This is a genomic window from Streptomyces eurythermus, from assembly GCF_014649115.1.
Classification (GTDB): domain Bacteria; phylum Actinomycetota; class Actinomycetes; order Streptomycetales; family Streptomycetaceae; genus Streptomyces; species Streptomyces eurythermus.
The window spans coordinates 127,364-138,170 of the sequence record NZ_BMSK01000021.1 but is presented as its reverse complement, the minus strand read 5'-3'; the positions used below and the strand labels follow the sequence as shown (position 1 = coordinate 138,170).

Below are 10,807 nucleotides of genomic sequence, written 5' to 3'. Positions count from 1 at the left end.
CCGGCCACCCAGATCAAGTGGGGCCTGGACTACATGAACTCCCGCTACGGCAGCCCCGTCAAGGCCTGGAGCTTCTGGCAGGCCAACGGCTGGTACTGAGCCGAGCCGACAGCACCCCATAACGCATCCGCGCCCCCGCCCACCCGGCGGGGGCGCGCGCGTATATACGGACAGGGCCGTTCGGGCTGCTTCCCCCGCCTCCCCGCGTGTCCCGCCCCGCTCCCCGCGCTCTCTGCCCGCAGGCTGCTGCGCATGCTGCCGGACCCCGAGACGCGCGGGCTGCGGCTGGTGGCCGTGCTGCTCACCCTCACCGTGGTCAGCGGGATGATCGACGCCGTCAGTTATCTGGGGCTGGGCCGGGTCTTCACCGCCAACATGACCGGCAACGTCGTCGTCCTGGGCTTCGCCGCCGCCGGTGCCCCCGGCTTCTCGGTGCCCCATACGGCCATGTCCCTGTGCTGCTTCCTGCTGGGCGCGGCGACCGGCGGCCGGGTGGCGGCCCGGCACGACCGGGGTTCCCGTCGTCGCCGGGCCCGGCTCGCCCTGGCGGCGGAGGCGGTGCTGGTCGGCGCCTCGGCGGCCGTCGCCTTCGCCTGGCCGGGCACCGGCGCCACCCGGTACGCGCTGATCGCGCTGACCGCCTACGCGATGGGCCTGCGCAACGCGACCGTCCGCAAGCTGGGTGTGCCGGACCTCACCACCACCGTGCTGACGATGACCCTGACCGCTCTCGCCTCCGAGTCCCGGCTCGGCGACGGCACCGGCCACCGCTCCCCGCGCCGTACGGCCGCCGTGCTCGCGATGGCCGGCGGTGCCTGCCTCGGCGCGTGGCTGGTCCTGCGGTACGGCCTGGCCCTCCCGCTGCTGATCGCCGCGCTCGCCTCGGCCGTGCTGGCGGTGGTGGCCTCGGGCAGGGAGTGAGGCGCACCACGCGTCAGCACGTCAGCCGGCCATCACCCGCAGTTCCTTCACCCCGTTGATCCAGGCCGAGCGCAGCCGTCGCGGGTCGCCCACGAGGCGCAGGCCGGGCATCGCGTCGGCTATCGCGCGGAAGATCAGGTCGATCTCCAGCACGGCCAGGGACTTGCCGAGGCAGTAGTGGGGACCGCCTCCGCCGAAGCCCAGGTGGGGGTTGGGATCGCGGGTGATGTCGAAGGTGTCGGGGTCGGTGAAGACCTCCGGGTCACGGTTGGCGGAGGCGTAGAAGAGGCCGACCCGGTCGCCCTCCCTGATCGGTACGCCGCCCAGTTCGGTGTCCCGGGTCGCCGTCCGCTGGAAGGCGTTGACCGGGGTGGCCCAGCGCACGATCTCCTCGGCCGTGGTCGCGGGGCGCTCCCGGCAGAAGAGGTCCCACTGCCCGGGGTGGGTCAGGAAGGCGTGCATGCCGTGGGTGATGGCGTTGCGGGTCGTCTCGTTGCCCGCGACCGCCAGCATCAGCACGAAGAAGCCGAACTCGTCGGAGTTCAGGTTGCCCTCGTCCTCCGCCGCCACCAGCGTGGAGACGATGTCCCGGGCCGGGCAGCGCTTGCGTTCGGCGGCCATGTTCATGGCGTAGGCGATGATCTCGGCGGCGGACCGGGTGCCGATCTCCTCCGTGATGGCGTACTCCGGGTCGTCGTACGCGATCATCTTGTTGGACCAGTCGAAGATCTTCGTACGGTCCTCCTGCGGCACCCCGATCAGTTCCGCGATGGCCTGGAGCGGGAGTTCGCAGGCGACCTCGGTGACGAAGTCGAACGGGCCGGAGCGGGCGCGGGTGGCGGCGACGATCGCCTCGGCGCGGGCGCGCAGCCGCTGCTCCAGCGCGCGGATGGAGCGTGGCGTGAACCCGCGCTGCACTATCTGGCGCACGCGCGTATGTTCCGGTGGATCCATGTTGAGCAGGATCAGCCGCTGGGCGTCGATGGCGTCGCGCTCGATGTGCTCGTTGAAGCGGATGACCGCCGTGTTGAGGGAGGAGGAGAACAGTTCGGGGTGCGTGGAGACGTACTTGACGTCGGCGTGCCGGGTGACGGCCCAGTAGCCGGTGTCGGCGAAGCCCGCGACGCCCTGCGGCTGCGGGATCCAGCGGACCGGTTCACTACGGCGCAAGGCGGCGAACTCCGGGAAGGGCACGCGGTGGTGCAGCAGATCGGGATCGGTGAGGTCGAACCCGTCGGGCAGCGCTGGACAGGGCATCGGCGGCTCCAGCCATCTGACGGTCCATCAGCGGGTGCGGCGACGGTAGTAACGGGTTCTACAAGTCGCAAGAGCCGTGACTGAGCCAATCCATGGCGAAACCGCGCGGATCACGCCTTCCACACCCGCAAGACCCTTGCGGTGACGGTCATCACATCAGCAGACTGCCGAGTAGGAACTAGAACACGTACTAGTTCTGGAGGAGAGCCCTCTCGGAGAGGACCCGCACCCATGGCCGCCGAACCCGTGATCGTCGAAGCCGTCCGCACCCCCATCGGCAAGCGCGGCGGCGCGCTCGCCAACCTGCACCCGGCCTATCTGCTGGGCGAGACCTACCGTGAACTCCTCGGCCGCACCGGCATCCCCGCCGACGCCGTCGAGCAGATCGTCGGCGGCACGGTGACCCACGCCGGCGAGCAGTCGATGAACCCCGCGCGCACGGCCTGGCTGACCATGGGCCTGCCCTACGAGACGGCCGCGAGCACGGTCGACTGTCAGTGCGGCTCCTCGCAGCAGGCGTCCCACATGGTGGCCAACATGGTCGCGGCGGGCGTGATCGACGTCGGCATCAGCTGCGGTGTCGAGTCCATGTCCCGGGTCCCGCTGGGTTCCGGCTCCAAGCACGGCCCCGGGAAACCCTTCCCCGACGAGTGGAACGTCGACCTCCCCAACCAGTTCGAGGCCGCCGAGCGCATCGCCCGCCACCGTGGCCTGACGCGCGAGGACGTCGACGCGCTCGGCCTGCTCTCCCAGCGGCGCGCCGCCCACGCCTGGGCCGAGGAACGCTTCAAGCGGGAGACCTACGCCGTCCAGGTGCCCACCACGGAGGAGGAACAGGACGCCGGTCAGGGCATGTGGCGCCTGGTCGACAAGGACGAGGGACTGCGGGACACCACCCCGGAGGCGCTGGCCGGCCTGAAGCCGGTCATGCCGGCCGCCGTCCACACCGCCGGGAACTCCTCCCAGATCTCCGACGGCGCGGCGGCCATCATGTGGGCCTCCAAGCGCATGGCCCGCGCGCTCAAGCTGAAGCCGAGGGCCCGGATCGTCGCCCAGGCCCTCGTAGGCGCGGACCCCCACTTCCACCTGGACGGCCCCATCGACGCCACCCGCGCGGTCCTCGGCAAGGCGGGCATGACCCTCAAGGACATCGACCTCGTGGAGATCAACGAGGCATTCGCCTCCGTCGTCCTCAGCTGGGCCCGGGTCTTCGACCAGAACCTCGACAAGGTCAACGTCAACGGCGGTGCGATCGCCCTCGGCCACCCGGTCGGCGCGACCGGCGCTCGCCTCATCACCACGGCCCTGCACGAACTCGAGCGCGCGGACAAGGAGTTCGCCCTCGTCACCATGTGCGCGGGCGGCGGACTGGCGACCGGGACGATCATCCAGCGGCTGTAGCGGCCCAGGAGACGAAGTCGCCGAAGGCGGCGGGGCCGACGTTCAGCACGGGCCCCGCCGGGTTCTTGGAGTCACGGATGGCGACGGTGGTGGTGCAGGGGGGTTCGGCGACCTCCAGGCACTGGCCGCCCTGATCACTGCTGTACGACGACTTTTGCCAGGACAGATCGCCGAGGGGGGCGCACTCGACGCACGAGCCACCCTGGTCGCCGCTGTAGCTCGACTTACGCCACTTGCTCTCCATAGCGGTCCTCCATTACGCCTCGGATCACCTCCGCCGACTTCTTGATCGAGAGCGCGGCGGCCTGGAGGTGATCGTAACGGAGCGAACAGTCCTTGACGGTGTCCGGGTTCGCGGTCGGATGACCGCTGCTGTAGCCCTCGGTGTACACGATGGGCGGGTCGCTCAGGAAGTGGAAGAGGTCGAATGAACCCTGCGAACCCGCGTGTGCTCCGGCCGAGTAGGGCAGCACCTGGACGTTGATCAGCGGGTTTCCCTCGAACGACAACAGGTGAGCGAGTTGTTCCCGCATGACTTCGGGGCTTCCGACTTCCTGATGCAGCGCGGCCTCGCTGATGACCGCCCAGAATTGCGGAGGTTCACTCTTCTCGAAGATGCGTTGACGCGCCAGTCGAGCGGCGGTGCGGTCGTCGAGCTTGCCCTGATCGAGCACGCCGAGGACAGCACGCGCGTACGCCGGCGTCTGTAGCAGGCCATGGATCAGGTGCGTGTGGAAGGTGTTCATCTGAGTGGCCCGCGCCTCCAGCTCAGCCACCTCCTGGAACCAGGCCGGAAGTTGACTACGGAGCACGAGCTGGACGAGCCGGGTAAGCGCACCCCCCGTCCCCAGCGCCGCGTCCACCCGCTGGCTGAACTCCAGCGTGGGGACTTTCCTAGCCGTCTCGATCTGACCGATGAGCGAGCCGGTGTAGTTGACGATTTCCCCGAGCTGGCGCTGCGTGAGGCCCGCCGCCTCCCGGTACCGCCGTAGCTCGAAGCCGTAGTAGTGGAGCGGAGACGCGCCCGCGTCGAGGGTGCTGATGTTGGCCACAGGGGACCCCTCTCACGCAACAGAGTCCACGTGGGGACTCGTTGTGTTCTTCCTGTAGCCGAGCGTAGTGAGAACACGTCAGCCTCGTACCGTGAACCTGAATTTTCCCCACATTCCCCAGTACCGCATGGAAATCACGGTCGGCGAGCACTCGGTGCGCCACATCCGCCGGATCGTCCGCTCGCTGCTGTGCGAGTGGGAGCTGGAGCCGCTGACGTTCGCCGTGGAGCTGGGCGTGAGCGAGCTGGTCACCAACGTCGTACGGCATGTGCCCGACCGCCGCTGCCGGGTGGTCGTGGCCCGGCAGGCGGCGGGGGTCCGGGCCGAGGTGAGCGACGGCTACGCCGCGCTGCCCCGGCTGGAGACCGAGGTGGACGAGGAGTCCGAGGGCGGCCGGGGCCTGGCCCTGCTGGACGCCGTGGTGGACAAGTGGGGGGTGGCACCCGGCGCCGGCGGAAAGACGGTGTGGTTCGAGTGCCATGGTGGCCCCGCGTCGTCCGGCGACGACCTCAGATGACGCGCACGGACAGGGGGTTCTGGTAGGACACCGCGCCGCCAGGGGGGAGGACGCCGGTGAAGTTGGCGCAGTTCGCGTTGTAGTAGTAGGCCAGCGAGTGGTCCGTGTTGTTGCTGAGGATCCGCGCGCGGGCTCGGAGGTTGAGGCAGGCGCCGTCCGGCGGGTTGTCGATCTGGAACGCCTGCCCGGAGGAGGAGATGTACCGGATGTTCCCGGTGGCGGCCTGCGCGTTGGAGGTCAGGCCGATCGCCAGGACGGCCGCGGTGCCGGCCGTCAGGGCGAGTCTGACCGTACGTGCGATGCGGGGCATGGGAGGTGTCGCCCTTCTCAGCCGATGACGCGCACGGACAGGGGGTTCTGGTAGGACACCGCCCGGCCGGGGGCAAGATTGCTGGTGAAGTTGACGCAGTTCGCGGCGAAGTAGTAACTCACCGTTTTGTTCGTCTCGTTGACCAGGATCTGCGCACGGGCCCGAAGGTTGATGCAGACGTTGTCCGGCGGGTTGTCGATCTGGAATTCCTGTCCGCCGGCGGTGAAGTACCGGATCCTCCCGGTGGCGGCCTCCGCGCTGGAGGTCAGGCCGATGGCCAGGACGACGGCGGTGCCGACCGTCAGGCCGAGTCTGGCCAGACGTGCTAAGCGGTTCATGAGTGGGTGTCCCCTTTCCCGTTCCAGCCCTCGAAAGGGGAAATCCCACCGATCGAGGGAGTTAAAGGAGACACGCCCGAACTCTCACCTGAACAAGTGATAGTTCAGGTAATTGGATCGCTTGGAGCCGGTGGAATCCGGTGCCGCGGGGGCGCCCGCGGCCGAACCGGCTCGCGGTCCCTGGAACACGTACGACAGGCCGAAGCCCGCGCCCACCACCGCCGCGCCGCCCACCGCGTCCAGGACCCAGTGGTTGCCGGTGGCGATGATCGTGGAGACCGTGAGGAAGGGGTGGAGGAGGCCGAGGGCCTTCATCCACCAGCGGGGGGCGACGACGGCGATCACCACACCGCACCACAGCGACCAGCCGAAGTGCAGCGACGGCATCGCCGCGTACTGGTTGGTCAGCGCGGTCAGGGTGCCGTAGTCCGGCTTGGCGAAGTCCTGGACGCCGTGGACCGTGTCGATGATGCCGAGGGTCGGCATCAGGCGCGGCGGGGCCAGCGGGAAGAGCCAGAAGCCGGCCAGGGCGAGCAGGGTGGCGAAGCCGAGGGAGGCGCGGGCCCAGCGGTAGTCGGCCGGGCGGCGCCAGTACAGGACGCCCAGGATGGTCAGCGGGACGACGAAGTGGAACGACTCGTAGTAGAAGACGAAGAACTCCCGCAGCCAGTCGATCTTCGCGACGGCGTGGTTGACCGCGTGCTCGATGTCGATGTGCAGGAAACGTTCGAGGTCGAGGACCATCCGGCCGTGGTGCTCGGCGCGGGCCCGGCCGCCGGAGATGGTGCCGCCGGTCGCCGCGAGGCGTACCTGCTGGTAGGCCGCGTAGGTGACGCGGAGCAGCAGCAGTTCCAGCAGGAGGTTGGGGCGGGACAGGACGCGGCGCAGGTAGGGAAGGAGGGGGATGTTGCGGAAGCGGGCGGGGGCCTGGGGGGCGTACTCGGCGGGTATCGGCTCGCGGTAGTACGGCGAGGTGCGGGGCAGGAAGGGGACGGCCGTGGCGGCGGCCAGCGCCGCGAGCAGCACCAGGTTGTCCCGCAGCGGGTACAGCACGGACATCTGCGGCAGCATCATCGTCGCCGGGAGGGTGGTGAGGAGGACGACGGCCACCGGCCAGACGTAGCGGTCCGAGGCCCGCCGCCCGGCCCGGCCGACGATCGCGAGCAGCAGCCACAGCAGCTGGTGCTGCCAGGTCGTGGGCGACACGGCGATGGCGGCACAGCCGGTGACGGCGACCGCGAGCAGCAGCTGGCCGTCGCGGGCGTAGCGGACCGCGCGGCGCAGCGCGAGGACGGCCACGACGGCGCCGAGCACCAGGTAGAGCGCCGTCTCCAGGTGGCCGGTGAGGCCGAGGCGGAGCAGGGCGCCGTGCAGGGACTGGTTGGCGAGGGCGTCGGCCTGCCCGCCGAGCCCGGCCCCGGCCAGGTGGTGCACCCAGTAGGTGTACGAGTCGTGGGGCAGCGCGGCCCAGGCGAGCACGGTGCACACGGCGAAGGTGCCGACGGCGGCGCGCGCGGCCCGGCGGCGGTCGGTGAGCCACAGCAGGGGGACGAAGAGCAGCACCGTGGGCTGGAGCGCGGCGGCCACGCCGATACACAGCCCGCTCGCGCGCTGTCCGCGCACGGTGAAGCAGCCGAGCAGCACGAGCAGGACCGGGGTGATGCTGGTCTGGCCGAGCCACAGGTCGTCGCGGACCGGCAGGGAGACCATCAGCAGGCTGACGGCGACCGGCGCGGCCAGCAGCGCGGTGCGGCGGCCGACCGGCCGGGGCAGCGCGCGGGCGGCGACCACGCCGAGGGCGACGACCAGCAGCAGGGAGCCGAACGTCCAGCTCCAGCCGAGGGCGGCCTCGGCCCAGCGGGTCAGCGGGCGCAGCACCAGGCCGCCGAAGGGGGTGCCGGTGAACTCCGTGGAGTCGTAGATCGAGCCCTTGACGTGCAGGACGCCCTCGGGACCGATCCAGGTCTCCAGGTCGGTGAGGCGCTCGTTGCCCGGGGTGGTGAGGACGACGGCCATCTGGCGGGCGGCGAGGATCAGGGCCACGGCCCACAGGGCGAGCCGGGTGGCTCTCAGCCGCGCGCCGGCCTCCGGCGCGTCGAAGCCCCCCGTGGCTCGTCCGCCGTGCCTCACACTCATCACGACTCGTCGGCCTCCCGCCCCTTCGTCCCGGACGCCCGATGCGCCGGATTCCTGTCCGCGTGCCCTATGAGGCTCGCAGACACCTGGAGGAGGAACGCAGGCAACCCCCCGTTAACCCGACGTGGCCGCTTATGTCCGGATCGGTTCGGCCCCACAGGGCTCCGGTTGCAGGCCGGGGGCGCGATAAGGATCACACTGACCAGCAGGAATGACCTTGGGTGAGGGGGCAGACGTACCTGCGTACCCGCGGTTTCGCTGCACTGTGCACCTAAACGCATACGGCACGTAAGACACAGAAGCCGCCTATGGTCGATTTTCGGCCCACGCACGTCACCGTTGCCGTCGGCGGGCCCGACCCTGTCCCCGTCGAAAGGTAGGCGAGCCCCGTTTTGGCGACCGCCACTGCCGTCACCCCGCGTCCGACGACCCGCCGGGCCACCAAGGCCCGCAATGTCACCGTCACCGACCCCGCCCTGGTGAGGCGCGCCGTGAAGGCGGCAGCGCTCGGCAACGCCATGGAATGGTTCGACTTCGGTGTCTACAGCTACATCGCGGTCACCCTGGGCAAGGTCTTCTTCCCGTCCGGCAACCCCACCGCGCAGCTGCTGTCCACCTTCGGTGCCTTCGCGGCGGCCTTCCTGGTCCGCCCGCTGGGCGGCATGGTCTTCGGACCGCTGGGCGACCGCATCGGCCGCCAGAAGGTCCTCGCCCTGACGATGATCATGATGGCGGCGGGCACGTTCGCCATCGGCCTGATCCCGTCCTACTCGGTCATCGGCGTCGGCGCGCCGCTGCTGCTGCTGGCCGCCCGGCTGGTGCAGGGCTTCTCCACCGGCGGCGAGTACGCGGGCGCCTCCACCTTCATCGCCGAGTACGCGCCCGACAAGAAGCGCGGCTTCTTCGGCAGCTGGCTGGAGTTCGGCACGCTCGCCGGCTACATCGGCGGCGCGGGCCTGGTCACCCTGATGACCGCCCTGCTGTCCTCCGAGGACCTGCTCTCCTGGGGCTGGCGCATCCCGTTCCTGATCGCGGGCCCGATGGGCATCATCGGCCTGTACCTGCGGATGCGGCTGGAGGAGACCCCCGCCTTCGCCGCGCAGCTGGAGAAGGCCGAGGCCCGGCCCAAGGTGCCGCTGCGCGACATGGTCGCGGGCCAGTGGAAGGCCCTGCTGATCTGCATGGGCCTGGTGCTGGTCTTCAACGTCACCGACTACATGCTGCTGTCGTACATGCCCAGCTACCTCACCAGCGAGCTGAAGTACGACGAGACCCACGGCCTGCTGGTCGTGCTCGGCGTGATGGCCCTGATGATGATCGTCCAGCCGTTCGCCGGCGCGCTCACCGACCGCATCGGCCGCCGCCCGGTGATCGCGGCGGGCTGCGCGGGCTTCCTGCTGCTGTCCATCCCGGCGCTGCTGCTGATCCGCCAGGGCAGCCTGCTCGCGGTCGGCCTCGGCATGGCCGCGCTGGGGCTGCTGCTGGTGTGCTTCACCGCCGCCATGCCGGCCGCGCTGCCCGCGCTGTTCCCGACCCGGGTGCGCTACGGCTCCCTGTCCATCGGCTTCAACGTCTCCGTGTCCCTGTTCGGCGGTACGACCCCGCTCGTCGTCACCGCGCTGATCGGGGCCACCGGGAACATGATGATGCCCGCGTACTACATGATGGCCGCCGCCGTCGTGGGCGGCTTCGCCGTCTGGCGCATGTCCGAGTCGGCGGGCCGCCCGCTGCCGGGCTCGGCCCCGTCGGTCGAGGCCGGCTGACCCCGCCCGCGCCCGCCGTCAGAGGCTCGCGACCGGATCCGTCCGGCCGCGGGCCTCTGGCGTGTCCGGGGCCGGCCCAGCCGGCGACACGCAGGTGGTCGCGGCGCTAACCCCGGCCGCGCATCATCGTCATCAGCAGCCCGTGGGTGTCCTCGTCGGCGGCGACCACGAGCCCACGACCCGCCTCGCCTGTCGGGGCACCGTCGATACCGGTGACAACGCAGCCGGCGGCCCGGCACAAAGCGATGCCGGCCGCGAAATGCACGCTCCCGGAGAGGTCGCCGCCATCGGTGACGTACGCGGCGCGCCTACCGGCCGCCACCCAGGCCAGCGCCAGCGTCGTGGACACGACCCGAGGCCGGAAACGTTCGATGAACCCAGGGTGGGCCAGCAGATCCACGGCCCTGAATCCGGGCGCGCTCGGAAACGGCGGATCCAGGTTGACGTCCACCAACCGGGTAGCGGGCGTGGGCGTCAGCGGTGCGTCGTCGGCCCCGTCACGCCGCACCCAGGCGGTCTCCCCGTCGGTGAAGAACACCTCGCCGCTGAACGGGTCGGCCACGGCCGCCGGCCCACCGCGCAGCGCCACGTTGACGGCCACCAGCATGTTGCCGACGGCGTAGTTCAGCGTGCCGCACAGGGGATCCACCAACCACCTGCGCACAGTGTCGGCGGCGCCCCGCTGCCCGCCTTCCTCGCCGAGCACCGCGTCATCCGGCCGTGCGGCACGGATGACGCCGAGGATCGCCTCCTCGGCCTCCACATCGGCGGCGGTGGCGAAGTCCCCGGCACCCTTGTCGACGCGGCTGAGCCGCCGGCCGTACAGGGTGCGGACCACGTCCGCGCCGGCCCGCGCCCCGGCTATCGCGACTGCCGCATCGTCGCGGCTCGCGTATGAGTTGATCACGGCGTGCAGACTATCGAGGCGGAACCGCCGCCCCGGCGAACCTTCCCGGTCAGGGCACAGCCGTGCGCCGTCGGCGTCGGCCGTGCGCCGTCGGTCATGCGCCGTCGGCTGTGAGGCGTGCGGTAACTCCCCCGTTCGAGCCCGTCTGCTGGGATCATCGGACGTGCAGGGCGGAACAGCCTCCGGAAGACACTCGGGAAAGGCA

At 70.5% G+C, this 10,807-nt stretch carries 12 protein-coding genes; 5 read left to right on the top strand and 7 right to left on the bottom strand.

Annotated elements, in window-relative coordinates:
* Together IE251_RS33065 and IE251_RS33060 are read left to right on the top strand one after the other, a co-directional pair.
* Positions 1 to 99 (top strand): aggregation-promoting factor C-terminal-like domain-containing protein (locus IE251_RS33065; RefSeq protein ID WP_506005330.1); only part of this gene is annotated, 99 nt, incomplete at its 5' end.
* Positions 100 to 252: 153 nt separating this feature from the next.
* On the top strand, positions 253 to 921 hold the full coding sequence (locus tag IE251_RS33060; protein ID WP_189756626.1) for a YoaK family protein: 669 nt from the start codon (positions 253 to 255) through the stop codon (positions 919 to 921).
* A 21-nt stretch (positions 922 to 942) separates the two neighbouring features.
* Here IE251_RS33060 and IE251_RS33055 read toward each other — a convergent pair whose 3' ends face one another.
* Positions 943 to 2,178 (bottom strand): cytochrome P450, encoded by a 1,236-nt coding sequence (locus IE251_RS33055; RefSeq protein WP_189756625.1) that lies wholly within the window; start codon positions 2,176 to 2,178, stop codon positions 943 to 945.
* Positions 2,179 to 2,409: 231 nt separating this feature from the next.
* Between IE251_RS33055 and IE251_RS33050 the strand changes: the two genes are divergently transcribed.
* Complete coding sequence (locus tag IE251_RS33050) at positions 2,410 to 3,579, top strand: steroid 3-ketoacyl-CoA thiolase (protein ID WP_189756624.1); 1,170 nt, start codon at positions 2,410 to 2,412, stop codon at positions 3,577 to 3,579.
* Here the strand turns inward: IE251_RS33050 and IE251_RS33045 are convergent.
* Together IE251_RS33045 and IE251_RS33040 are read right to left on the bottom strand one after the other, a co-directional pair.
* Positions 3,563 to 3,823, bottom strand: coding sequence for a DUF397 domain-containing protein (locus IE251_RS33045; protein ID WP_189756623.1), 261 nt, complete (start codon positions 3,821 to 3,823; stop codon positions 3,563 to 3,565). The two genes, IE251_RS33050 and IE251_RS33045, sit on opposite strands and share 17 nt — an antisense overlap.
* The gene (locus tag IE251_RS33040; protein ID WP_189756622.1) at positions 3,804 to 4,631 is read right to left on the bottom strand and encodes a helix-turn-helix domain-containing protein; all 828 of its coding nucleotides are present in this window, start codon (positions 4,629 to 4,631) and stop codon (positions 3,804 to 3,806) included. The genes IE251_RS33045 and IE251_RS33040 overlap by 20 nt, the downstream gene beginning before the upstream one ends.
* Before the next feature lie 127 nt (positions 4,632 to 4,758).
* Between IE251_RS33040 and IE251_RS33035 the strand changes: the two genes are divergently transcribed.
* Positions 4,759 to 5,148: an ATP-binding protein gene (locus tag IE251_RS33035; RefSeq protein ID WP_189756621.1), complete on the top strand. Its 390-nt coding sequence runs from the start codon at positions 4,759 to 4,761 to the stop codon at positions 5,146 to 5,148.
* On the opposite strand, the gene IE251_RS33030 is transcribed toward IE251_RS33035, so the two are convergent.
* The 3 genes from IE251_RS33030 to IE251_RS33020 form a co-directional block, all read right to left on the bottom strand.
* Entirely contained in the window at positions 5,141 to 5,458 is a 318-nt protein-coding gene (locus IE251_RS33030; RefSeq protein WP_189756620.1) for a hypothetical protein, read from the bottom strand. The genes IE251_RS33035 and IE251_RS33030 overlap by 8 nt on opposite strands.
* Positions 5,459 to 5,475: 17 nt before the next feature.
* The gene (locus IE251_RS33025; protein ID WP_189756619.1) at positions 5,476 to 5,796 is read right to left on the bottom strand and encodes a hypothetical protein; all 321 of its coding nucleotides are present in this window, start codon (positions 5,794 to 5,796) and stop codon (positions 5,476 to 5,478) included.
* Between the two features lie 84 nt (positions 5,797 to 5,880).
* On the bottom strand, positions 5,881 to 7,932 hold the full coding sequence (locus IE251_RS33020; RefSeq protein WP_189756618.1) for a bifunctional glycosyltransferase 87/phosphatase PAP2 family protein: 2,052 nt from the start codon (positions 7,930 to 7,932) through the stop codon (positions 5,881 to 5,883).
* 392 nt (positions 7,933 to 8,324) lie between these two features.
* Between IE251_RS33020 and proP the strand changes: the two genes are divergently transcribed.
* On the top strand, positions 8,325 to 9,695 hold the full coding sequence (gene proP / locus IE251_RS33015; RefSeq protein ID WP_189756617.1) for a glycine betaine/L-proline transporter ProP: 1,371 nt from the start codon (positions 8,325 to 8,327) through the stop codon (positions 9,693 to 9,695).
* A 106-nt stretch (positions 9,696 to 9,801) separates the two neighbouring features.
* Here the strand turns inward: proP and IE251_RS33010 are convergent, their stop codons facing one another.
* Positions 9,802 to 10,602 (bottom strand): inositol monophosphatase family protein, encoded by an 801-nt coding sequence (locus tag IE251_RS33010; RefSeq protein ID WP_189756616.1) that lies wholly within the window; start codon positions 10,600 to 10,602, stop codon positions 9,802 to 9,804.
* Positions 10,603 to 10,807: the final 205 nt, after the last annotated feature.